Below are 26,012 nucleotides of genomic sequence, written 5' to 3'. Positions count from 1 at the left end.
AAAAATGACAGAAATGTTTTGGAAATATGACTATTTATTTACGGTTATATTGCATTTTAATGACAACAACTTTTAACAAAGCTGTAAAAAAATGTACGAACAATGAACTAATTCCTAACTAATACATTCATTTACTAATCTTTCACTTTCATTACGATTAGTCATTAATTTGCAACATTCATCTTTTACTATTCCTTCTATAATGAGCAAAATTATTAACGGAGTATGTTGAATGAAATTTCTTGAGAAAGAGCTAAGTTGGTTGTCTTTTAATCACAGGGTTTTACAAGAAGCTCAAGATATTCATGTACCATTATTAGAGCGTTTACGATTCTTAGGTATTTATTCCAGTAATATGGATGAGTTTTACCGCGTAAGAGTCGCTAATGTCAGTAGACGTATTCAGCTAGCACAATCGGCAAAAGACAAAAAAGCTGCCATTGCCTTATTTGATCAGATTCAACAGAAAGTGATCGATCTACAACTGATATTTGATGATACATATTTAACGCTACTGCAAAAGCTTTCTGAGCACGACATTCATTTAATTAATGAAAAGCAGTTAAGTCTAGATGAAGAGCAATGGCTTGATACTTACTACAAAGATAAATTACGTCGCCATATATTCCCGTTAATTTTAACCGAAAATATCAACCTTAAAGATAACATTAAAGATGATGCGACTTATTTAATGGTTGCGATGACAAAAGGCGACATCAATCAATATGCTTTGGTTGAAGTCCCCAGTAATAATGTGCCTCGTTTTGTCCGGTTACCTAAAAACACCAACACCAAAGTAGATGGCTCTAGCATCATATTACTAGACAATATTATCAGGCATAGTCTTAGACAAATTTTTGATAACTTTTTTGACTTTGATTACATTCACGCCTATTCAATGAAATTAACTCGAGATGCTGAATTTGATTTAAGTACTGAGTTTAGTCAAAGCCTATTTGAGCAAATGAATACTAGCTTACGTCAACGTATTAATGCTGAGCCTATCCGCTTGGTGTATGATAAAAAGATGCCAGCAAGTATGCTATCTGTACTAAAAGAAAAGTTAAATATCACCTCAAATCAAGGGCTTATTTCTGGCGGCCGTTATCACAGTTTCAAAGATTTTATCGAATTCCCAGAGATAGGTCACAAATCATTATCTTATGAAAAAATGCCTGCCATTGAGCATGAGAATTTCAGCCGTTATCAAAACTCATTTGAAGCAATAGCTCAAAAAGATATCCTTTTATATTACCCTTACCATAAGTTTGCGCATTTTACTGAGTGGTTAAGACAAGCAGCTTATGACCCCAAAGTAGTCAGTATCGAGATATCACTGTATCGAGTCGCTAAAAAATCTAGAGTGATCGCGGCGTTAATTGAGGCAGTAAAAAATGGTAAACAAGTCACGGTAAATATTGAATTAAGGGCGAGATTTGATGAACAAGCAAACTTAAATTGGGCTGAAGTGCTTACCAATGCGGGTGCAAAAGTAACTTTTGGGATCCCTAGTTTAAAGGTACATGCCAAAATTTGTTTAATCACTCGTCAAGAAGAGACAGGGCTCGTGCGTTATGCACATGTAGGCACTGGTAACTTTCATGAGAAAAATGCCAGAATATACACAGATTTTAGCTTATTTACTTGCCGTACTGACATAACAAAAGAAGTTGCTCAAGTCTTTGAGTTTATTAATTATCCTTATAGAAAATTTACTTTTAACCATCTTATTGTCTCCCCCATTAACTCTCGCTCAACATTTGAGAAGTTAATAGAACAAGAGATCTGTGCTGCTAAACGAGGTAGAAAATCGGGTATTACTTTGAAGGTTAATAATTTAGTCGATCATCAATTGATTGAAAAACTCTACCTTGCCAGTAACGCTGGCGTACCGGTTAATTTAATCGTTCGCGGTATATGCGCATTAGTCTCTGGGGTAAAAAATCAAAGTGAAAATATTCGCGTTATTTCTATTATTGATAGATTTCTTGAACACCCTAGAGTCGCAATTTTCGAACAAGAAGGAGCGCAGCAGGTACTACTTTCTTCGGCCGATTGGATGAAACGTAATATCGAAGCTAGGGTTGAAGTGACCTGCCCAATATATTGTCACGAAATAAAGCAACAGATCATTGATATTATCAATATTCAATTACAAGATAATACCAAAGCAAGAATACTCGATAGTGAACAAAGTAACCTCTACCCGCAACTTGGTGGTAATCAAAAGCTTCGCTCTCAAATGGCTATTCACCATTACTTATCTCAAGCTAAACAAGCTCAAGTGTCGAGTAAAGATGAAACTGTGTTACCAAAAGAGATAATCGACGATAAAGAATTGGAATTAATTGATTAATAAGGCTTTGTTCATGTAGATTCGAATCAGACAAATAAAAAAGGCTGTCATAAAACAGCCTTTTCATTATTGTTTTGTGTAATTGTCTAAATTAACTTGAATGAACGATACGTTTACTAATTAAGTCTTCAACCACACTTGGGTCAGCCAGTGTTGAAGTATCACCTAAACTATCCACTTCATTTTCAGCAATTTTACGTAAGATACGACGCATAATTTTACCCGATCGTGTCTTAGGTAAACCAGGTGCCCATTGTAAGTAATCAGGTTTTGCAAAACGCCCTAATTCTTTAGCAACAAACTCTTTAAGCTCAGTGTTTAGTTCATCAGACTCTTCAGCATTAGCCATCAAGGTGACATAACAATATACGCCCTGACCTTTTATCTCATGTGGGTAACCTACGACTGCCGCTTCTGCAACAGCAGGATGTAGGACTAATGCACTTTCAATTTCTGCTGTGCCCAATCGGTGACCTGAAACATTTAATACGTCATCAACGCGGCCTGTGATCCAATAAAAACCATCTTCATCACGCTTAGCACCATCACCAGTAAAATAATTACCTGGATATTGACTTAAGTAGGTTTGATAGAAGCGGTTATGGTCACCATATACAGTACGTAACTGACCTGGCCAACTCGCTGTCATCACTAATAACCCTTGGTTCTCACCTTCTAGCGTATTGCCATCTTTATCAAATAAAGCCGGTTGAACACCGAAGAAAGGCTTACCCGCACAACCTGGTTTCATATCTACAGCGCCCGGCAGAGAAGTAATTAAAATACCGCCAGTTTCTGTTTGCCACCAAGTATCCACAATCGGGCAATTACTTTTACCCACCACTTCATAATACCAGTGCCATGCTTCTGGGTTAATTGGCTCACCTACAGTTCCTAATAAACGTAATGAAGAAAGATCAGCTTTTTCCACTAGCTCATCACCCACACTCATTAGAGCACGAATCGCTGTTGGCGCCGTATAAAACACATTAACTTGATGCTTTTCACATACTTGCCAGAAACGTCCTGCATCAGGATAGGTAGGAACACCTTCAAATACTAAGGTCGTTGCGCCATTAGCTAATGGGCCATAGAAAATATAAGAGTGACCGGTAATCCAACCTGCATCCGCGGTACACCAGTATATTTCGCCTTCTTTGTAATCAAAGACATATTTGTGGGTCATGGCAGCATATAAAATGTAACCACCACAAGAGTGAACAACGCCTTTTGGAGTACCTGTTGAGCCTGAGGTATATAGAATAAATAATGGATCTTCTGCGTCCATTATTTCTGGCTCACAAACCGCCGGTAAATCAGCAACGGCTTCTTGATAATTAATGTCGACTTTTTCATTCCAAGCAACATCGCCACCTGTTCTAGTAACTACTACCACGGAGTGAACATTAGGACAATCAGCAATAGCAGCATCAACATTGGCTTTTAACGGAATTCGTTTACCACCTCGTACAGATTCATCAGCAGTAATCACTACCTGACAATCAGCATCTAGCACACGGGCTTTAATAGATTCTGTAGAGAAGCCACCGAAAACAACCGAGTGGATAGCACCAATTCGAGCACACGCTAACATGGCATAACCGACTTCAGGGATCATTGGCATATAAATACAAACTCGATCGCCCTTTTTAACACCGCGTGCTTTTAATAAGTTCGCAAAACGACATACATGATCGTGTAGCTCTTGAAAAGTGACTTTCAAATCATCACTTGGGTCATCCCCTTCAAAAATGATTGCGGTATCATTGGCTTTCGTGGCTAAGTGACGGTCAATACAATTATAACTCACATTTAGCTTGGCTCCTGAGAACCAGTTAATTTCAGAGTTTGTCAAATCAACTTTGCTAACACTATCCCATGGTTGATACCAATCAATAAACTCTTTCGCTTGTTCGCCCCAAAAAACATCTGGTTGCTCAATAGATTGTTTATACATTGCATCATAAGTTGCACTATCAATATGTGTGTGCGCTTTAGCTTTCTCTGATACCGGATAACAAGGTTTTAATTCATTCATGAGATCTTCCTTCGGGGGCCTTTAGCCCAATTCAGTAATTTTTATATTAAAATGAGGTTAACTCAATGCTAATTATTTTACGTTAACTTTTATATACGCCTTTAGTCTTAAATATAAAAGAGTGTTTAAATTGTATACTACTGTGACAAAACAAAGCGTAATAATCTTCAGTACTAATAGCAAATATTGTTACTCGGGACTATTGTTATTCGCTGCAAAATCAATCTCGAGAGTTCAGCAGCCTTTATCATATTAAAACACATAATGACACCGCTGTCATTTGACTGTAGCAATTATTTATCCTATTTTTTATTTAATGAAATTAATGGCATAGCAATATGAAAGACATTGAGAAATATGTTGATAAAGAAATAAGTTGGTTGGCTTTTAATGAGCGTGTTCTACAAGAAGCTGATAATAAATCTGTCGCAATCATTGAAAGAATCCACTTTCTTGGCATATATTCAGCCAATTTAGATGAGTTTTTTCGAGTACAAGTTGCCGATGTTAGACGCCGTGCACTACTAGAGGCAGCCCAAAATACCGACACCACGGACTCTGATAATACTAAGGCCATCAATTTATTGAAAAAAACACTTACTCTAGTCGCTCAATCATCAGAAAAATTTAAAACAATTAGCCAACAGGTATTTATTGAATTAGCCGCACATAATATTGAAATTATTTTTGCTGATAACAATAAAACACTAAAATCACGTTTATCAAACAAGCAGTATCAATGGCTAGAGCTGTACTTTACTGAGCAAGTTATTCACCACATCACCCCGATAATAATCCAGTCAAACACGCAGTTTTCAGCCTGTTTAGATGATGATGGCATCTATTTTCTAGTGGCTTTAAATCAGCAAGAAAAAACACAGTTCGCTTTAGTTGAGATACCTAGAGATAGAGTAAAGCGATTTATTGAGATCCCTAAAGAAGATACAAAATCAAAAATACATAAAGTGATGTTGTTAGACGATATAGTTAAGCACTTTATGGACAAAGTGTTTTGTGGAGTCTTCGACTATATAAAACTTGAAGCTTACTCGATGAAATTAACAAGAGATGCCGAATACAACTTAACCGATGAGCTTGATGAAAGTTTACTTAATCAAATGTCTAAGGGCTTAAAGCAGCGCTTAAAAGCAGATTTAGTCCGGTTAGTTCACGATAGAGACATGCCAAATTATATGGTGAAATTTTTAAAAAAATCACTAAAAATAAAAGAATTAGATAATATTGTTGCTGGTGGAAGTTATCGGTATTTTAAAGATTTCATTAATTTCCCTCATTTTAATGAGCGTTCACTCAACACAGATAATTTTCCATCGCTACTGTCGACACAATTTACTGATTTTCCATCCGTTTTCTCGGCAATTAGCCAACAAGACATCTTACTTTATTACCCTTACTATAATTTTAACCATTTCACCGAGTTTATTCGCCAAGCAGCATTCGATCCCAAAGTAAGACAAATACACATTAATATTTATCGAGTGGCTAAAAACTCACGTATTATCCCCTCACTTATTGAAGCGGTTAAAAATGGCAAACAAGTTACTGTCGTGATTGAACTTCGAGCTCGATTTGATGAAGAAGCCAATATCAACTGGGCTAAAGTAATGAAAGATGCAGGCATTGAAGTTGAATTTGGTATTGAAACTTTAAAAATCCACTCTAAGTTGTGCTTAATTACTCGTATGGAAGACGAAAAATTGGTGCAATATGCGCACATTGGTACAGGAAATTTTCATGAGAATAATGCCCGTGTATATACCGACTTTGCTTTATTTACTCGCCATAAAGAGATTTGCCAAGAAGTTGCTAACACCTTTTCATTTGTTTCCCACAGTTATAAACGCTACCGCTTTAATCACCTTATTGTCTCCCCGCTAACATCAAGGCGTAGACTTTATAGTTTAATTGATGGGGAAATTCAAAATGCTAGCAACGGCAATAAAGCACTGATCACATTAAAGTTAAATAACCTAGTTGATACTGGCTTAGTAAACCGCCTTTATAGCGCCAGCCAGGCTGGTGTGAAAATAAACCTCATCATCCGAGGAATGTGCTCACTGATACCTCAAGTAAAAGCGTTAAGTGAAAACATCAATGTTATCTCAATTATCGATCGCTTTTTAGAGCACCCTAGAGTGATGTTATTTCACAACAACAATAAACCACTCGTTTATATTAGCTCTGCTGACTGGATGGCACGTAACATAGATCACAGGGTAGAAGTTGCTTGTCCCATCTATGATGAAAAGTTAAAATCTCGTATAATTCATATTCTTAATTTACATTTGCAAGATAACGTAAAAGCTAGAATTATTGATAAAGAACTAAGCAATACCTTTGTTAAAAAGAAAGAGAACAAACCATCAATACGTTCACAATTTGCCATCTATGACTTTTTACAACAAGAAGAGCTAAATGAAGCCAAAAAACAGTGATGAAAACATTATTCCTGACAACTATATTGCTGCCCTTGATATGGGTTCAAACAGCTTTCATTTTGTTTATGGACGTATCATTGACCAACACTTGCAAGTGTTACATGCTGAAAAGTATCGGGTAAAATTAGCTGATGGTTTAGATGAAGAAAATAACCTAAGTGATGAAGCGATAATACGCGGTGTTACTACCCTCGAAAGCCTTGCAACCACAGTACAGAATCTTTCTCCTAAAAATTTTCGTGTGGTGGCAACATTCACCTTAAGGCAAGCTAAAAATCGTCAAGCCTTTCTCGATGCCGCTGAAAAAGTATTTCCCTTTCCGATAGAAGTTATTTCAGGTCATGAGGAAGCTAGGCTAATATACCAAGGAGTAGCACGTAGTCTACAGCCTGCCGAGCAACGTTTAGTTGTCGATATTGGCGGCGGCAGCACAGAATGTGTGATCGGAAAGAACTATCAAACCAAAGCATTAGATAGTTTAACCATGGGTTGCGTTAATTATACGCAAGCATTTTTTGCCGATAAATCTATCACTAAAAAGCAGTTTAAAAATGCTATACACTCTGCTAATCATCAAATCAGCTCAATTATAAAACGCTTTAAAAAAACCGGCTGGACAGTTGCAACAGGAACGTCAGGTACGATAAAAGCTATTCACCTATTGGTGAATTTTCCACACAAAGATAAAAGTAAAAACACAGAAAATATAGATCTTCCCATCACATTAAAAGATCTTTATGTCTTAAAACAGCAACTCATTGATTTTGGCCAAGTAGATAACATCAATTTAAAAGGCCTGAAAGAGAATCGTCGTGATGTAATTTGTGCAGGTTTATCAATTTTGATTGCACTTATGGAAACCTTATCTATTGATGAATTACATTATTGTAATTATGCGCTTCGAGAAGGGGTACTGTTTGAGCAATTTGAAAGTATTCCACAACTTAATACCGATGAAAATAATGAATTAGTTAGTAAGCACGACGATATACAGCACAAGACGATAAAAAACTTAAGTGAGCGTTTTCCTGTCGATAACGAACAAGCGAATAGTGTTGAACATCTCGCACAATCTTTATATGAACACTGTGCAAAACCATGGAAAATATCGGCAACTATATATGAACAATTACTCTCCTGGGCCGCCTTGTTACATGAAATTGGTATGAATATTAATGCCTCTAGCTACCATAAACACGGGCAATATATTATTGAACAAACGGATCTCGCTGGCTTTAACCAAGAGCAACAGCAAGCATTAGCTTGGTTAATATTACGCCAACGAAAAAGTGTTTCTTCTCATAATGTATTAAAAAACTATCAGATTAAATCCCAAGGGCTGACAAAAGTTTGTGCATTATTAAGAATATCGATTTTACTCAACCAACAACGTCAACTCAGTGATGTACCTCTTCCTCTTGTTAGAGTAGGCTCTAACTCTTTACAATTAACTTTTGATCGTGACTGGCTATTAGCTCGACCAATTGTAGATAGTGATTTGTTTTTCGAACAACAAGCACTTAAAACCATCGGGATAGAGCTGACAATAAAATCAGCATAGTTTAGTTGAGTTCCCAAGTTTAGTGTAATTTCTACTAAAATAACAGGCATAAAAAAAGACGCTAAAGCGTCTTTTTTTTAAAGCTTAAAGCAATAATTAATTGTTTCGAGCTGGTCTCTCAGTGCGACGGCGAGGGCGTTGACTAGCAACTTGCTCTTCTGATGCACTAATAGCTAAAGGTTGACGACGTACACGCACACCTTTTAATTGCTTGAACAAGTCCGCTGGTATACCTTTTGGTAATTGAACGAAACTATGCTTATCATGTAAGTTAATCGCACCGATGTAGCTACTATCTAACGATATTTCATTAGCGATTGCACCAACGATATCACCAGGACGAGCGCCATGCTCTTTACCTACTTCTAGGCGATACGTCTGCCAGTCAACATCATTACGGTTAACTTTAGCTTTGCGAGGTCTTTCATCACGTGAGCCACGTTGACCACCTTTCTCACCACGAGCATCACGACGACTGTCACGACCACGATCATTACGGTCACGACCATTTCTATCGCGATTATTTTCACGGGCATCACGACGAGGCTTAGGATCTTCTTTTGGCTGTAATGGCTGCTTAAGCTGCTTTTGATATAATAAAGCTGCTGCTAAATCCAGCATAGACATTTCAGACTCGCCAGCCATTGTTTCAATAATTTCTCGCATATTAGCAAGATCTTTCGCTTCAACAATACCTGCAATTTCAGTACGAGCACGCTCAATACGCTTCTTACCAAGCTCTTGAATATTTGGTAATTCGTACATATTCACTTTGCCAGACGTTAAACGCTCATAATGACGTAATGAATACATTTCACGAGGACGTACAAACGCAATTGATGTACCTTCACGACCAGCACGACCTGTACGACCTATACGGTGCACGTAGGCTTCATTGTCGCCCGGTAAGTCGTAATTGATAACCAAAGAGATACGAGGAATATCTAAACCACGAGCAACAACATCAGTTGCCACTAAAATAGATGATTTACCTGATTTCATTTGATCAATAGTACGTTCACGTTGTGCTTGGTTCATGTCACCATTTAACGCTAATGCAGGGTAACCTGCACGTTCTAACTTTTCAGCAACATCAACAGTATCGTTACGAGTACGCACAAAAATAATCATGGCATCATAATCAACAATTTCAGCAATACGCTCTAAAGCGGTCATCTTAGTAATGCCGCCAACTTTCCAGGCATATTGAGTAATATTGGCTTTCGCTTTTTTAACAGCAGCTATTTTAATGTGCTCAGGATCTTTTAAGAAACGGTTAGCAATCTTACGAATTGCTGGTGGCATAGTCGCTGAAAATAAACACATTTGTGTTGTTTTAGGAAGGTGATCCAAAATCCATTGAATATCTTCTAAAAAGCCCATGTTTAACATTTCATCCGCTTCATCAAGAACACATACTCTTAAATCAGCTAACTTCAAGCTCTTACGGCGTAAGTGATCCATCAAACGACCAGGAGTACCAACAACCACTTGAGCGCCACGCTCTAGTTGTTGAAATTGTGGTCCATATGATTGGCCACCATATAAGGTCGCAACACGTAAACCTTTCATGTTTTTACCGAAAGATTCAATTGCTTCAGCAACTTGCATTGCTAATTCACGTGTTGGTGCTAACACCATTAATTGTGGTTTTTTGATAGAGGTATCAATTTTTGCTAAAGCCGGTAAACCGAAAGCGGCGGTTTTACCTGTACCTGTTTGCGCTTCACCTAAAACATCTTTACCTTCTAGAAGGTGCGGGATGGTTTGTGCTTGAATTGCAGTAGCAGCGCTAAAACCAATGTTGGTGATAGCAGTTAATAAATTTTCAGGCAAGCCTAATGAATCAAAGCCAACTGTTTCGTTGCTTTGAGTGTTTGTTTGATCAGTCATTTATATGTCATCTTCTCAAGGCAGGTATAGCTTGCGTGACTAAAATTTTGACAAATGAGACTCATCTTCAAACGCAACATTAGTTACGGAAGTTGATTGAACGGTCTAAATTTTAAATTGCTAAGTCTTTAACCTGCGTATATCTACGAGGAAACCACCAGGAAGACTTAAGGCGCATAGCGTTCTGTCACGCTATATTTCTTGCTAGTAATGAAATTCACTAGCTGGGCAAGTCTATTGGGCGGAAAACCCCTACTCATTTCGACGGGCTTACTTTTCACATATTCACTAGTAAGCGACTACCTAATGTTAATTAATATTAGGTGTTTTTTGTGGTTTTGTTGAAAAAACCAACATCCCTTCATCGAGGCGCGCATTATACAGAGATTAAGCACAACTGCAAGAAGTTAAATTATTTAAATGCTTATTTTTACTGCGCCGCAAATAGCTGACTAAGCGTATCAGGAAATACTCCCCAATAAAGTCCAAGTAATACTAAGCAATATATAGCAACTTGACTCACCATAGAAACTTCAACGAAAGCGCTACTTTTTCCATCTCTATTTTCATTAAGCTTAGGCTCAAGATGAAACAATACAAAAATCATGTTGAGGTAATAAAATAAAGCTATACCACTACCGATAATTAAAGCACCAATCAACCACCATTGCTGTGCTTGCACTGCAATATTTAACAAGTAAAACTTACCGATAAATCCTGCGGTTAATGGAATACCCGCTAAACTAAGTACAGCAATAATAATCAATAAAGCTAACGAACGGCGCTGCCAAAATAGTCCCTGCCAATCTTTAATTTTCGCAGCAGAATCTTCCTTTTTATCTTGGGTTAACATGAGCGCTGTAAATATAGAGATGGTTGCTAAAATATAGGCAGATAAATAAAACAATGCGCTTTGCCAAGCTAGAGTAGTACTTTTTGGGGAAATGATTAACAACACGATAAGTAAATAGCCCATATGAGCAATAGAAGAGTATGCGAGTATGCGTTTAATATTCTCTTGTCTCAACGCTAAACTATTCCCCACAAGCATCGAGGTTATAGCTAAGAGACTTATCAATGAAAACATCGCCTCATTATGTGCTTGCACTGGCATTAAATAGGCTTGACTAAACCAGCATTTCATCAGCACGATAAAGATAGAAACCTTTGACACTGTCGCTAGTAATAATGTTATTGGTAATGGCGCTCCTTGATAAACATCTGGCGTCCAAAAATGAAATGGTGCTAGCGATAATTTAAAAGCCACGCCCACTAAAAATAACAGCATGCCGGCTTGATAAAACAGCTCATAACCAGATTTTAAATTAAGAGATTCAAACCTTAACGATCCCGTTTGACTATAAATAAAGGCAATTCCCAGTAACATAAAGCTCGAGGCACAGGCACTTAAAATTAAGTACTTAAATGAAGTTTCGACACTGAACTGACAGTTTTTCCCATAACCGACTAACCCAACGAGCGCTATGCTCAATAATTCAAAGCCTAAAAATAATGCCGCGTAATGATCACTCATCACCAAAATACCTGCACCTAATGCAACCAATTGAATTAAAATAAAATATTCATCGTACTCTTCTAAACTACTGGCAAGCCATTTTGAGCTTAACAAACTTACTGAGATGCTCGCTATCAACACCAAAATAAAAGCAAAGCTTCCATAACTATCAACTTTTAATAACGGTGTTACCTGAACACTATCTCCAATTGTTATTGGTAATAAAATACTTGCGATCAGTGTGCATAAAAAAATTGCCAGAGTAAAAATTAGAATAAGTTTTTGAGAGCGACGCCAAGCCACCAACATTAGTGATAACACAATACCAAATGCTAGGATCAATAATGGTAGTAAATGATAAATCATAGTAACTGTCATGACTGAACTCCTGATAACTCATCTACCACAAGCACAAGCTGATTTTCTTGAAATAAATCAAGAACTAAACTTGGGAAGAAGCCAAGTACAATCAGTAAAAATGTTAATGAAGTGCACACAACAAGCTCTCTAATTGACAACTCAGTAAAACTATCCTTTTTACGAGAGCCTAAACTGCCCTGAAAGCTATTTTGAAATAACACCATGCCATAAATGGCTGAGCCAATAAGACCCAAAGCAGCACATATAGTTAATACAGGGTAGACCTGAAAAGCTCCTACTAAAGATAAAAACTCAGCAACAAAATTAGCTAAACCAGGTAAACCAAAAGCGGCAGCAGCAAAAGCCAAAGCAAAACCACCCATACGTGGCGCACTTAACCAGAAACCGCCCATATCGACTAAGTTCCTAGAATGGATACGGCTATAAATCATGCCAGCCAATGAAAAGAGTGCGGCACTGCTTAAACCGTGAGCGACGAGGGTAAATATTGCCCCTTGGTAAGCAAGAGCATTAAAAGAGAATAACGCCAGCATCACGAATCCCATGTGACTGATACTACTATAAGCAACTAAACGTTTGAAATCTTGCTGCGCAAACGCCATTTTAGCGCCATATAAGATACTCACGACACCTAATGTTGCTGCAATAGGCGCAAAGTTTATGCTTGCCTCTGGGAAAAGCTGAATAACAAAGCGAATCAGGCCATAGGCACCGGTTTTTAATAGTACACCTGCCAATAAAACACTGCCCGCCGTTGGCGCTTGAGTATGAGCATCTGGTAACCAAGAATGAACCGGCACACTAGGCAGCTTAACAGCAAAAGCAATGAAGAAGCCTAGCATTAAATACTGAGTTAACGATAACGGCAGCGCAAGCATTAACCAATCTTGATAAAAGAAACTCCACTGCCCTATTTGTTCTTTATGAATAGCAGCCATAGCGATGATAGCCACCAACATTAATAAACTACTCACCTGTGTAAAAATGAAAAATTTAATCGCTGCAAAATGCCTATTTTCATGCCCCCAAATAGCAATTAATGCTGTCATAGGTAACAACATAACTTCCCAAAAAAAGAAAAACAAAAACATATCAATAGCAGTAAAAACGCCAACAATCCCGGCAATTGAAATTAATAGGTTGAAATAATAAAAGCCCGCCTTTTCTTTAATTTCTTGCCAAGAGACTAAAATACAAATAAGGGTTAAAAATAGTGTCAACGACACTAATACAAGGCTTAAATTATCTACCGCTAAAGCGTATTCAATGTTAAAGCTTTCAATCCAGCTAATACGTTCTAATACATATAATTGATTAAAATTAATACTGGAGTCACTACTAATGATTGAGTAGACAAAAAATAAAGTGATTAATAACACTGATACTAATGAAACATATCGAGCACTTTTAGGTTTTATGCCTTCAAAAAAACAAGCAAGTGCCCCAGCAAAAACTAATGAACACATGATTAACGTAATATTCATTGCTTTGCCTCCACAGAAAAGTCTGCAAACACTAGCATTAATAAGAAAAACAACGTGGCCATACCGATAGCACCGGCATACCAACGTATTTTTCCATGCTGACTACTTACCAAAACATCTCGCCACAGTGAAACATACCAAGCGTTGAGCATTATGAGTTGATCAAAAACATCGCGGCGGTTTAATTTAGCTAAAGCACAATATGGGTTAACTAAAAGCCAACGATAAAAAAAGTCAAAACCGAGCCCTGAGCGGCAGAATTTAGCTATAGAATTAGAGTTTTCATGAAGAGTAAGCTGATGATCAACGCGATAATGACTAAAATAGAACCAAGAAAAAAGGATCCCCAAAAAAGGCGTTGCTATAGCAACACTATGCAACCATGCGGGTTCGTTCAGCAATTCAATTTTTGGCGCCAGTGCAAACACAGGTGCTAAACTTGTTTCTAAACTAGTCGAGAAAGCACCGCCAACAATGGACAATATGGCTAATACGATAAGAGATAATTTTAATAGCTTACTAGTAGATGGCTGCAGACTGGTTGAAAAACGGCTATTCCCTAAAAATGCCAAAAAGAATAATCGGCAACTATATACACTCGTTATAAACGCGCCAATAATTGCGCAACCCCACAACAACGGCCCCGCAGTATTTGATGAATAAAGCTGAGCAATGATCGCTTCTTTAGAGAAAAAACCTGAGCTGCCAGGTAATGCCATTAAGCAAATCAACCCTATTGAAAATAATGCCGACTCAAAAGGTAATTTCTTTAACAAGCCCCCCATTTTAAAAAGGTTTTGTTGATGATGTAAGGCTAAGATAATGGCGCCAGCAGTTAAAAATAATAATGCTTTAAAAAAAGCATGGGTCATTAAGTGAAAAACCCCCGCAGAAAAGGCACCCGCGCCTAGAGACAGCATCATATAACCTATTTGGCTCATCGTTGAATAAGCTAAAACCCGTTTAATATCACTTTGTGCTAATGCTGCAAAGCCTGCTAACAATAAGGTTAATGCGCCTATCCAAGCGACATAATTCATCACCTCTGGTGCTAATAAAAATATGCCATTCATCCGGGCAATTAAATAGACACCCGCAGTTACCATGGTAGCCGCGTGAATTAATGCGCTGACGGGCGTAGGCCCGGCCATAGCATCCGGCAACCAAGTTTGTAGCGGTAACTGTGCTGACTTGCCAACCGCTCCCCCTAATAATAATAACGCTATCCAATAAGGTGCTGAGTCACCGGCAATCCATAATACTCTGGCATTATAATTTACATCTGTAATCGTCAAGCTGCCGACTTCTTTAAAAATCATAAATAAGCCAATTGCCAGAGCGGTGTCTCCAATACGAGTCACGATGAAAGCTTTTCTGGCAGCTAAGACGTTTTCTCTTTCCTGATACCAAAAGCCGATAAGTAAAAAGCTACATAAACCAACACCTTCCCACCCCAAATAAAGCAAGACTAAATTATCGGCTAATACTAGAATTAACATTGCGACAATAAATAGATTCATATAAGCCATGAATCGTGTGAAGTTTTCATCACTTTTCATGTAAGCAGCAGCAAAAACATGGATAAGCAAGCCAATGCCCGAAACAACACAAATCATCACAGCAGCTAGACCATCAAGATAAAAACTAATATTGATATTTTCGTTGTTTAATAAGGTAAACCATGTCCATAAATGCGCAGTGATCACCGGAGCATCATAGGTAACATCTTGGATAATGATAAAACTAGACAAGGTGCTTAACATCATAGCACCCACGCTAATGCTAGCGGCTAACTGCCATGACAAGCGTTTAGCAAAGATAATAAGTATTAAAAAACTCACTAACGGATAAAAAGGCAATAAAGACAGTAAGGTGGTCGTCGTAGATTCAGACATTTTCTACCCCTTCAACTTACTAAGTAAATCAATATCAAGAGACTTAAACCGTCTTTGCATTTGAATGAGTAGCGCTAATCCAACCGCCACTTCTGCCGCAGCAAGCGTTAAAATCAATATAAACATCACTTGTCCATCAGCTTGTTGCCAAGCACTGCCTGCGCCAATAAAAGCCACACCAACAGCATTTAGCATCACCTCTAAACTCATCAACATAAACAGGGTATTTTTACGAACAATCACCCCCACAAAACCTATGGTAAAAAGAATACTCGCTAATATTAAAATGTGACTTAAGGGGATAGCACTCATTTATTACTCTCCCTTTCATGATTCGATTGCAGTAGTCGCAAATGCTCATCTTGCCCTTCAGGTTTAGCAAAGTGATAACCCGCGATTAATCCTGCCAACAATAAAAAAGAAGCAATTTCTACCGCTAATAAATACGGTCCATACAATAAAATACCAACCTGCTTTGCACTGATGACATTAGCCGTTAATTTAGTTTGTAAGCCGCCATGATCAATCACGAAAATTAACTGGATAAGTAAAATAATGGCAATAGCTGAGGGACCAAGCCAAATATTTAAAGAAGTCACTTGAGGTGCATGTTGAGTTTCATCTTCACCTAACCCAAACATCATGATGGCAAAAACAAACAGGACTAAAATGGCTCCAGCATAAACAATAACCTCTAAGCCTGCAGCAAAAGGGGCTCCCATTAAATAAAAGCAAACCGCGACCGCTAATAAAGAAACAACTAAATAAAGTAATGAATGAACAGTGTTTTTTCCAGTGATAACTTTTAAGCTAGCGACAATAGCTAGCAATGCCGCTAAGTAAAACATCCATTGTAGTGGTGATAAAATCATGGCATTAACCCCTTAATATCGACCGGCGGCTTTTCATGAGCTGCTTGACCTTTACTCTTGCGTTCACCTTTAATGTCAACTTCAATACCACTGTGGCGATAAAAGCTGTAATCAGGATACTTACCAACACCTTTAATCAATAAATGTTCTTTTTCATATACTAAATTTTGTCGATCATATTCAGCTAACTCGACATCCGGTGTTAACTGAATAGCGTAAGTAGGACAAGCTTCCTCACAAAAACCACATAGAATACAACGTGAAAAATTAATACGGAAAAAATCGGCACGTTTACGACCATCATCATCAATTGTTTGTTGCAAGGCGATACAATCCACAGGACACGCTGCTGCACATAAATTACACCCCACGCAGCGCTCTTCACCGTCAGGGTCACGGGTTAGTACAATCCGACCTCGATATCTTGGTGCCAAATAAGGTTTATGCTCAGGGTATTCCACCGTATCGGCTTTCGTGAAGGTATGTTTAAGTACTAATCCCATGGTTCTTAACTGACTAAACACCATGTCAAAGGCTGATTTAAATGTACCCATTGTTGAGTTTGCTTTACCCATAAACTCCCCCTGTTAATTTCAATGCACCTGTCACTAACAAATTAAATAGTGCTAATGGCAACATGTACTTCCAACCGAAACTTAGCAGTTGATCAAAACGAGGCCTTGGCAATGAAGTGCGTAGTAAAATAAAAAACAGCACAAAAAAGAACACTTTTAAAATAAACCACATCAATGGTGGTAACCAAGTATTTAAAGGCTCAGGCATTAGCCAACCACCAAAAAACAGCACCACAGACATAGATGAAATTAACGTTACTCCTAAGTATTCTCCTAAGAAGAATAAAGCAAACTTTAACCCTGAATACTCGGTATGAAAGCCTGCAGTAAGCTCAGTTTCGGCCTCAGGTAAATCAAATGGAAGTCGATGACTTTCCGCTATTCCTGCAATTAAAAAGATAAAAAAGCCAATAAACTGTGTTTGAATAAGCCAGCCACTTTCTTGTGCCAGTACTATTTCTCTTAAATTAAAGGTGCCCGTAAGTAAAACAACCCCCATCACTGAAAGCCCCATAAAGACTTCATAACTCACCGTTTGCGCCGCAGCACGCATTCCTCCTAATAAGGCATATTTAGAGTTTGAAGCCCACCCCGCTAACACAACGCTATAAACAGCTAAAGAAGCCATAGCCAAGAAAAACAGTAAGCCGATATTTAAGTCTGAAACACCAATGGTAGGAGAGAACGGCATGACAGCAAAGCTCATTAAAACGCAGACAGCACCAATAACAGGTGCAAGAATAAATACTGAACGGTCACTAAAAGGTGGCACCCAGTCTTCTTTCCCTAGTATTTTTAACAGGTCCGCTACGGATTGCAAAATACCAAAAGGGCCAACACGATTTGGTCCTAACCTATCTTGCCAAATACCGATCATTCTTCTCTCCACCCACACCAGCATGGCTGCAATAGGGATCAATAAGGCAATAATCACCGTGATTTCCAGAAGTTTAAAGAAAATATCAAGCATCTAGCTATCCTTCACTATTGAAAAAGGAGATTGGTATCGTTTGATCTTGGCTTTTTAGCCTAGTTAAAATGTCCGTTTTCTCTTTATTCGCTCTTTCCCTGCGCGATATTTCATTTTGAGAGAAATCTTCTATTTCGATTTGGCTAGCTTTAGTGATTTGTGATAATTCAACAACACAATTATTCACCGCCATATCCAATTCATAAATACATACTTGTAATAGATTATCGGGCAAGTTTTCATCGAGTTTTACTTGAGCGAAATAACATCCTTGTTCTAAAGCTAACTTGACAATATCACCGCTCATAACACTGCAATGACTGGCTAATTCAGCCGAGATGACGATGTTGTTGCCAGCAAACATTAAACTAAATTCAGGTAAAGCCTTACTTTGCGTTTCAATTAAAAACCAAGGCAAGTTTTGAATGAGTACGAGCTGAATATCCGTTGATGCTTGTGCACTTGTGAGTGGCCAAAGCTGTTCTAACTTCGACTTGAGAGACACATTGTCACTTTCATCAAAATATGCTGAAACACTTAAATTAAGTAGACTTTCTTTTTGCTTATATTTTAATTCACCATTAACTATTTGTTGGTGTTGCAAAATTGATTGATTAGAGTTCCAAGCGGGAGCCCAAGTGAATGGCATGGCTTGTGTTCCTTCTGCGCCAGTGCCTTCCATTGAATAACTAAAAGTATCATCATCACTTTTACTGTTGTCTAAATAAGTTTTTACCTCGTGTACCGATTGGTTTGCCATCATGGCAGTACGGCCACTAGCTCGATGAGTTTGTCTAGCAATACGTTGCTTACTTTCATTATTCCTTTCACAAGTAAGCACTTGCAGAGCCCAAGGCTCACCATGCTTAGCAAAGAAACTATGAAGATTATGTAAACTACTAAAGTTAATTTCATCATGAGCGAAAAGGGTCTTCGCTATTAAAACCAGATACTGCCAATTTTCCATAATGGGTTTTACAGGAATATTCACCGGGTGAAACACTTGCAGACGTCCTTGGTAATTAACAAAATGGCCGCCACTTTCACTAACTGTTGCCACAGGTAAGACAATATCAGCCAACGCTGTTAACTGGCTTTCACTATGATCAAGCACGATTATATTGTTACAGTGATTACGCAATTCTTGTATTTGTTGACTCGCTATTTGTACTAAATCTTGCTCAAGAACTAGTAAGCTGATGCCTTTATTACCACGGTGTTCTTGATTCGGCGAGTGGTGCTCACTTTTCAAACGATGAATCACTTGTTCAATAGATAATGAATGCTCAGTGAGAAAGTGTAAATTACCAACGCTATTACATTCAGGTGCGACTAATGTTAATTCTGGAGAGATATGATGTGATTTTTGACTTAAACATGCCATCAAGCTTTCTATAGCACTTAATAATTCAGCACTCTTTAAACTTAAACCAGCTACGATTAACGGCGCACTAGCCTGTGATAACGCTCTAGCTAATAACAATAAAAATTCATCGGTATTCTTCCCCAGCGAGTTAGACTTCTGTTGTTCATTTTTTCCATTTTGCTCATTAGGCGTTATGTCTTGTTTCACTTCTTTATTTAAGGGCACGACTATTTCATTATCAAAATCATCTTGAAGCATTTTCGTGAGGCGATTCACCATTTCAGTAATGTTTTCAGGTGATAAAACTAAAGCGCCTTTAGCTAACTTATCAAAACTTGTTGCTTGTGCCTGCAATGAAAATAATGGTGTTGAGGTGTCACCCGCAAAGGTACGTACTGCTGCATCCTGCCAATGTTTAACGCCTATGGTGTCCGCTTTATCTAAAGCAGCATTTCTTAAAACCTGTTTAATACTCAAAGCTAAACGAGGTGCGGTTTCCTCAAGGCTTTCACCAATAATAACCACAAGATCGTGCGGTGTTTCTCCATGCCCACGACGACTTAAATTTTCCATTCCCGCTAAACTTTGCTGTGGATATTGTGCTAATAGCTGCTTATGTTTTAGTGCAAGTTGCATTTCGGCATTGGTATAGCCTAGTGAAAAGTTATCTCTACCCACTAAATACTTTAATAATCTATTTCCCTCAAATGAAGCTCGTGCAGAGCCAATGCCAATAAAGCACTCTCCTTTGTGTTTCTCAAGCATCTTAGTAAACGACTTTTCATTAAATACGCCAACTGTCGGCTCACCAACCTTCGTTGTTAAACCTTTAATTGAACGTACTCTTTTAGTGGCGTTTACAAAACCAATGCCATATCGGCCTCGATCACAAAGGAAGTATCCATTAAGATCATGATTATATCTATTTACCACTCGTCTCACTGAGCCGTAACGTTCACCAATACTTGTGTTGCAACCTACAGAGCAATGAGCACAAATGGAGGGAGATGATTGTAAATCCCATTTTCTACTATAATGAGCCGAAAATAATTTATTGGTAAAGACACCTGTTGGACAAACCTCCACCAAATTACCCGCTAACGAGCTTTCTAAAGCACCATCTTTTTGTCGACCAAAATACACTTGGTTTTTACTACCAAATACGTCGAAATCTTCCCCGCCAGCATAGTCTTTATAAAAGCGAACACAGCGATAGCAAGTTATACAGCGATTCATTTCATGACCAACTAACTCACCTAAATATTGATTGGTAAAGGTTCGCTTTTCTCCGCAGTAGCCTCGGCTTGTATGGCCAGTCATCACTGTCATATCTTGTAAATGACATTCCCCACCTTCTGCACACACTGGGCAATCATGAGGATGGTTGGTCATCATGGCGGCAATAACCTGCTCCCTAAACTTAGCTGATGCAGGATCTGATAGTCCAATACGCATGCCATCAACTACAGGCGTCATACAAGACATAATCATGCGGCCACGAGTATCGTTTTCATCTTGATATTGAGTAACAGCGCATTGTCTACACGCTCCCACTGAGCCCAATGATGGGTGCCAACAGAAATAGGGTAAGTTAAGGTTGTTTGACAAAACACCCGCTAACAAATTGTTATCTACTGACACTTTAAAGGGCACATCATCAATAAAAATGGTGACTTGTTTTACTTCATTATCACTCATTAGCAGCCCTCTTTAACTTATCTTCACCCACGTCTTTATAAGTACAGCAACCTTGAGAAATGTGTTGCTCAAAGTCATCTTTAAAATATCGCATGGCACTTTTTAGTGGCTCAACAGCTCCTGGTGCCAAGGCACAGTGCGTTTTCCCTAACCACATAAAATCGCATAACTCTTCTAATTGCTGTAAATCTTGCTGAGTACCTTGACCACATTCGATTCTTGTTAAAATTTCCACCGCCCATGACGTACCATCACGACAAGGCGTACACCAACCACATGACTCTTGGGCAAAAAAACTTAATAAGTTTAATACCATCGCTACAGGACAATGCTTATCCCCCATCACAATAAGACCACCTGTACCCAGCCGACTTCCTGCTTTGGCGATAGAGTCAAAGTCCATTGGAGTATCAAGGTGCTCAGGGGTTAAAAAATCCGTTGATGCGCCACCTGGCAATAAGCCTTTTAATTGCAAACCATCTTGCATACCTCCAGCATAGTCATACAATAGCTCACGAATGGTGACTCCCATAGGAAGCTCCCATAAACCAGGGTTCTTAACCTGCCCGCAGGCAGCATACATTTTTGTGCCGGCATCACTATTGGGTGATAAGCCTTTAAACCATTCGCTGCCATGCTTTAAAATATGCGGTAAATTACTGAGAGTTTCGACATTATTCACCACGGTTGGTTTTCCAAATAAGCCACTGATTTGTGGAAAAGGCGGCTTCGCTCTAGGATTCGCTCGCTTACCTTCAAGAGCATTAATCAGCGCAGTTTCTTCACCACAAATATAACGTCCTGCACTAGTGTGTAAGTACAAATCCAATTGGTAATTTGTTCCCTGTATTTTTTCGCCAAGCCAATTATTTTCATAAGCCTCATCAATCGCTTTTTGTAATCGCTGAGCTGCTAAATGATATTCTCCTCTTAAAAAGATAAAGGCTTTATTAGCACTGATGGTATAACTGGCAATAATCATTGCTTCAATGAGTTGGTGAGGTACTCCTTCAAGTAAATGTCTATCTTTGAAAGTTCCCGGCTCCATTTCATCTGCATTACAAATCAAATAACTGTTGCTCTCGCTATTAAAACTTGGTGTAGGCTTTTCTTGTAGCGCTGGTACACAGCTCCATTTCATTCCTGTGGGAAATCCTGCCCCGCCACGCCCTTTCAGCCCAGAGTCAGAAACTAATGCCAGCACACTTTTTGGCGTTAACTCAGTGACGGCTTTCTTGGCCCCTTGATAGCCTCCGGCTTTTATATAACCGTTGAAGCCAAGTGGCTCCTCAAGGTTAACCAAGTGTGTTAATGGTTTAGTTAAGGCATTTAATAACGCAGACTCAAGCCAGTTTAAGTCACTCATGAGGCAGCTCCCCGTTTTGACTTAATTCGTTAAGAATTGCGACCACAGACTCAGGCGTTAAAGAATGATAGTGCTGTTGATTAATCATCATGGCAGGAGACTTGTCGCAATTTCCTAAGCAAGCATTTGACAATAAAGTAAACTCCCCTCCTTCAGTCGTTTGTCCATAATCAATACCTAAGTGTTTTTTTATGGTATTAATAATCTCGTTGTAGCCAGTTAAATGACAACTAATGCTATCGCATAAATGAATCACGTTTTGACCAACTTCTTGCCGGTAAATAAGGTTATAGAAAGTCGCGACACCTTCTAATTGAGCACTAGAAATATTTAAGCATTGCGCTATCGCAATCAAGCTATCATCACTTATCCAGCCTCTACGTTGCTGTACGACTTTCAGCGCCTCTATTCCTGCTGCCTCTCTGCTCTGCATAATAGTCACTTCATGCTCTATCGCTGAAATTTCATCCGAGCTAAGGTATTGACGAAAATTTACATCGTCATCCCCTAACATTTGGCTAGGTATTACTTGCTGTAAGCTAACGTCATTGTTGTTATTTTGCATAAGTACCTATCTTCTGTTCTTAATGCGAATAAATTCCCATCTAACTATTACCTATCTACATCCGCCATGACATAATCGATGCTGCCTAAGGTCGCAATTAAGTCTGCTACCATTTGCCCTTTGGAAATTAACGGCAGCATTTGTAAATGCGCAAAACTTGGCGTTCTTACCCGTGTTCTATAACTCATGGTGTTACCATCACTAACTAAGTGATACCCCATGATGCCTTTAGTGGCTTCAACAAACATGGACACTTCACCAGCAGGAATAACTGGGCCCCAAGTCACATTGACAAAATGAGGGATCAAGGTATCTATATCTTGCATTGTTTTGGATTTATCTGGAGGCGTCGTTTGTGGGTGCTCAGCCTTATATGGTCCCTCAGGCATATTATTTAAGCACTGTTCAATGATACGAATACTCTGACGCATTTCTTCAACACGTACGCGACATCGATCGTAACAATCCCCTTTATGACCAAGAGGCACTTCAAAATCAAACTGATCATAGCCACTATAAGGGCGCTGTTTGCGCATATCCCAAGAGTAACCAGTTGCTCTCAAACCTGGGCCTGTAACTCCCCATTCCAATGCTTCTTTGCTAGTGTATGCGCCAATATCAACGGTGCGCTTTTTAAGTAGCGCATTTTGCATCACCATTTTTTCATATTCATCTAAGCGCTTAGGTAAGTAATTTACGTAATCCCGAACTAACTTTTCCCAACCTTGTGGTAAGTCTTGAGCAACACCACCAATACGAAACCAACTTGGATGCATTCTAGCGCCAGTAAATGCTTCGATTATGGCAAACAATTTTTCACGATCGATGAACATATAAAAAATAGGTGACAAGGCGCCAATATCTTGAGCAAAGGTACCGTAGAATAATAAATGCGATAGAATACGGAACATTTCCGCCGTCATAATTCGAATCACTTTCGCTCTATCTGGCACGGTAATACAAGCCAGTTTCTCTACTGCCATTACATAGGGAAAGTTATTCATTACGCCGCCCAAATAATCTATTCGGTCGGTATAAGGAATATAGCTATGCCAAGATTGACGCTCCCCCATTTTTTCAGCACCGCGATGGTGGTAACCAATATCAGGTACGCAATCGACAATTTCTTCCCCATCCATTTGCAAGACAATACGAAAAGCGCCATGGACACTAGGGTGATTGGGGCCCAAATTTAAAAACATAAAATCATTATGTTTATTTTGTCTTTTCATGCCCCATGCTTCTGGGCTAAATTTTAATGCTTGCTGCTCCTTCTCTTGCTCATCAGGTGGCAGGGTAAATGGTGCCATCTCGGTCGCGCGGGCAGGATGTGTTTTTAATAGCGGGTGCCCTTGCCAAGTTTTTGGCATTAAAATTCGACAAAGGTATGGATGGCCAATAAATTCAACACCAAACATGTCCCAAATTTCTCGCTCATACCAATTGGCATTTTTCCAAGTACTGGTGACACTATCTAATGACTTCTCCTGACTGCTTACAGCAACCTTAATACGTAGATCTTGATTTCTACTGTGGGACCTTAAATGATAACTGACAGTAAAATCGCTAAGGTGATTAGCTTTGTGTTGACGCTGGGTTTCATCAATAGCAGTGATATCAAAGCACATATCAAAAGGCTTAGATAATTCATGCTTTAAAGCATGCATCACAGAGCAAAGTTTATTTTTATCTAGCCAAAAACTGGGAATATCATCCACGATGTTTTCAATCGCAGTCACAGCTAATAACTTAGCACCAGGTACAATTGCAATAATTTCATCGTATAGACTAATGGTACTGCTCTGCTGCCAGTCCTTACTGACAGAGAAATCCATTTTATTTTTCATATTAGTCGCCATCATGTTGCCCTCACCTAACAATTGTCTGGTGTGTCGAGGTTGGTGACTTGTATACGATGTTCATGCTTAATATCACGCAATGAAGGTTTACTAATTTGTGAAACAGATTGTTCACCTACAACCCAGCTTAAGGGACGTGGTTGATGTTGTATTTGCTGCTGCAAAAGCAGCAATCCTTCTAATAAAGCTTCTGGACGAGGTGGGCAACCAGGAACATAAACATCGACAGGAATAAATTTATCCACTCCCTGAACGACTGAATATATGTCATACATACCACCGGAATTTGCACATGAGCCCATAGATATGATCCACCTAGGCTCTAAAAGTTGTTCGTATAAATGCTGAATAACCGGCGCCATTTTACGAAAGCAAGTACCGGAAATAACCATCAAATCAGCTTGTCTGGGGGTCGCCCGAATAACTTCAGCGCCAAAGCGCGCGATATCATGACGTGAAGTAAAGCTGGTCGCCATCTCGACATAACAACAACTCAAGCCAAAATTAAATGGCCAAATAGAGTTTTTTCTGCCCCAATTAACCATATCATCTAGCTTTGCCATAAAAACACTGCGCTGTAACTCTTCTTCACTAATTCCTTTTGCTTGCAGCATTTCTTCATCAAGCTTGGCTTTTGTTAATGACCACTCCATTAAGAATGCCCCTTATGATCTAAATTGAGTTGTTGGGAACGATGTTCTTGATGACGATGTTTCAATTCTAATGCGCCAATTCTGATCAGATAAACGAGGGCTGCCAGTAACACAAAAATAAAGATGCTAGCCTCAATAAAACCAAGCCAACCTACTTCATCAAAAGCGATGACCCATGCGAAAAGAAAAATAGTTTCTAGATCAAAAATGACAAAAAATATAGCGTATAAAAAGAAGTGGTTACCAAAACGGGTTTGATTATGATCAACTGATACAACACCAGATTCATAAGGGGTGTTTTTAGCTGCTGATTTGGTTTTGGGTCCTAGCACATAGGACAGCAACATCATAACGATCAGCATAGCGACTAAAATGATAAAATATGCCGCAATGGGCCAAATCTCATTAATTTGACGGATTAATTCCACAACGCCCCCAATTCCTATGTTGTTATTATTTTAAAAGCCATACGAGATATAGCTTGGCACAAACTATTAGGATTATT

General features: G+C 38.8%; 18 protein-coding genes. 3 read left to right on the top strand and 15 right to left on the bottom strand.

Annotated features, from left to right (window positions below):
* Nucleotides 1-232: 232 nt before the first annotated feature.
* Nucleotides 233-2,356 carry a polyphosphate kinase 1 gene (ppk1, locus tag AC27IF_RS09225; RefSeq protein ID WP_487053855.1) on the top strand — a complete coding sequence of 708 codons (2,124 nt, stop codon included), beginning with the start codon at nt 233-235 and terminating at the stop codon, nt 2,354-2,356.
* 91 nt (nt 2,357-2,447) lie between these two features.
* Here the strand turns inward: ppk1 (AC27IF_RS09225) and acs are convergent, their stop codons facing one another.
* Nucleotides 2,448-4,394 carry an acetate--CoA ligase gene (gene acs, locus AC27IF_RS09220; RefSeq protein ID WP_487053854.1) on the bottom strand — a complete coding sequence of 649 codons (1,947 nt, stop codon included), beginning with the start codon at nt 4,392-4,394 and terminating at the stop codon, nt 2,448-2,450.
* 338 nt (nt 4,395-4,732) lie between these two features.
* On the opposite strand from acs, the gene ppk1 (AC27IF_RS09215) reads away from it, so the two are divergent.
* Entirely contained in the window at nt 4,733-6,850 is a 2,118-nt protein-coding gene (gene ppk1, locus AC27IF_RS09215; protein ID WP_487053853.1) for a polyphosphate kinase 1, read from the top strand.
* Nucleotides 6,831-8,414 carry a Ppx/GppA phosphatase family protein gene (locus AC27IF_RS09210; RefSeq protein ID WP_487053851.1) on the top strand — a complete coding sequence of 528 codons (1,584 nt, stop codon included), beginning with the start codon at nt 6,831-6,833 and terminating at the stop codon, nt 8,412-8,414. Before ppk1 (AC27IF_RS09215) ends, AC27IF_RS09210 begins: the two co-directional genes overlap by 20 nt.
* Before the next feature lie 96 nt (nt 8,415-8,510).
* Here the strand turns inward: AC27IF_RS09210 and AC27IF_RS09205 are convergent, their stop codons facing one another.
* From AC27IF_RS09205 to AC27IF_RS09140, 14 genes are all read right to left on the bottom strand, one after another.
* Nucleotides 8,511-10,307 (bottom strand): DEAD/DEAH box helicase, encoded by a 1,797-nt coding sequence (locus AC27IF_RS09205; RefSeq protein ID WP_487053849.1) that lies wholly within the window; start codon nt 10,305-10,307, stop codon nt 8,511-8,513.
* A gap of 430 nt (nt 10,308-10,737) precedes the next feature.
* Nucleotides 10,738-12,201 carry an NADH-quinone oxidoreductase subunit N gene (locus AC27IF_RS09200; RefSeq protein ID WP_487053848.1) on the bottom strand — a complete coding sequence of 488 codons (1,464 nt, stop codon included), beginning with the start codon at nt 12,199-12,201 and terminating at the stop codon, nt 10,738-10,740.
* Entirely contained in the window at nt 12,198-13,688 is a 1,491-nt protein-coding gene (locus AC27IF_RS09195) for a complex I subunit 4 family protein (protein ID WP_487053846.1), read from the bottom strand. Before AC27IF_RS09195 ends, AC27IF_RS09200 begins: the two co-directional genes overlap by 4 nt.
* Nucleotides 13,685-15,583: an NADH-quinone oxidoreductase subunit L gene (nuoL, locus tag AC27IF_RS09190; protein ID WP_487053845.1), complete on the bottom strand. Its 1,899-nt coding sequence runs from the start codon at nt 15,581-15,583 to the stop codon at nt 13,685-13,687. The genes AC27IF_RS09195 and nuoL overlap by 4 nt, the downstream gene beginning before the upstream one ends.
* Before the next feature lie 3 nt (nt 15,584-15,586).
* The gene (gene nuoK, locus AC27IF_RS09185) at nt 15,587-15,895 is read right to left on the bottom strand and encodes an NADH-quinone oxidoreductase subunit NuoK (RefSeq protein WP_487053844.1); all 309 of its coding nucleotides are present in this window, start codon (nt 15,893-15,895) and stop codon (nt 15,587-15,589) included.
* Complete coding sequence (gene nuoJ, locus AC27IF_RS09180; protein ID WP_487053843.1) at nt 15,892-16,455, bottom strand: NADH-quinone oxidoreductase subunit J; 564 nt, start codon at nt 16,453-16,455, stop codon at nt 15,892-15,894. The genes nuoK and nuoJ overlap by 4 nt, the downstream gene beginning before the upstream one ends.
* The gene (gene nuoI, locus AC27IF_RS09175) at nt 16,452-17,030 is read right to left on the bottom strand and encodes an NADH-quinone oxidoreductase subunit NuoI (RefSeq protein ID WP_487053842.1); all 579 of its coding nucleotides are present in this window, start codon (nt 17,028-17,030) and stop codon (nt 16,452-16,454) included. Before nuoI ends, nuoJ begins: the two co-directional genes overlap by 4 nt.
* On the bottom strand, nt 17,023-18,000 hold the full coding sequence (nuoH, locus tag AC27IF_RS09170; protein WP_487053841.1) for an NADH-quinone oxidoreductase subunit NuoH: 978 nt from the start codon (nt 17,998-18,000) through the stop codon (nt 17,023-17,025). Before nuoH ends, nuoI begins: the two co-directional genes overlap by 8 nt.
* Nucleotides 18,001-18,004: 4 nt before the next feature.
* The gene (nuoG, locus tag AC27IF_RS09165; protein WP_487053840.1) at nt 18,005-21,064 is read right to left on the bottom strand and encodes an NADH-quinone oxidoreductase subunit NuoG; all 3,060 of its coding nucleotides are present in this window, start codon (nt 21,062-21,064) and stop codon (nt 18,005-18,007) included.
* On the bottom strand, nt 21,057-22,430 hold the full coding sequence (gene nuoF / locus AC27IF_RS09160) for an NADH-quinone oxidoreductase subunit NuoF (protein ID WP_487053838.1): 1,374 nt from the start codon (nt 22,428-22,430) through the stop codon (nt 21,057-21,059). The genes nuoG and nuoF overlap by 8 nt, the downstream gene beginning before the upstream one ends.
* Nucleotides 22,423-22,995: an NADH-quinone oxidoreductase subunit NuoE gene (nuoE, locus tag AC27IF_RS09155; protein ID WP_487053836.1), complete on the bottom strand. Its 573-nt coding sequence runs from the start codon at nt 22,993-22,995 to the stop codon at nt 22,423-22,425. Before nuoE ends, nuoF begins: the two co-directional genes overlap by 8 nt.
* A 47-nt stretch (nt 22,996-23,042) precedes the next feature.
* Nucleotides 23,043-24,842, bottom strand: a complete 1,800-nt coding sequence (nuoC, locus tag AC27IF_RS09150) for an NADH-quinone oxidoreductase subunit C/D (protein WP_487053835.1) — start codon at nt 24,840-24,842, stop codon at nt 23,043-23,045.
* 26 nt (nt 24,843-24,868) lie between these two features.
* Nucleotides 24,869-25,507 carry a NuoB/complex I 20 kDa subunit family protein gene (locus AC27IF_RS09145; protein WP_487053834.1) on the bottom strand — a complete coding sequence of 213 codons (639 nt, stop codon included), beginning with the start codon at nt 25,505-25,507 and terminating at the stop codon, nt 24,869-24,871.
* Nucleotides 25,507-25,935 carry an NADH-quinone oxidoreductase subunit A gene (locus tag AC27IF_RS09140; RefSeq protein ID WP_487053833.1) on the bottom strand — a complete coding sequence of 143 codons (429 nt, stop codon included), beginning with the start codon at nt 25,933-25,935 and terminating at the stop codon, nt 25,507-25,509. Before AC27IF_RS09140 ends, AC27IF_RS09145 begins: the two co-directional genes overlap by 1 nt.
* Nucleotides 25,936-26,012 lie beyond the last annotated feature (77 nt).

This window comes from Colwellia sp. KS18-150 (assembly GCF_057551365.1).
This window is presented reverse-complemented; position numbering and strand designations above follow the sequence as displayed.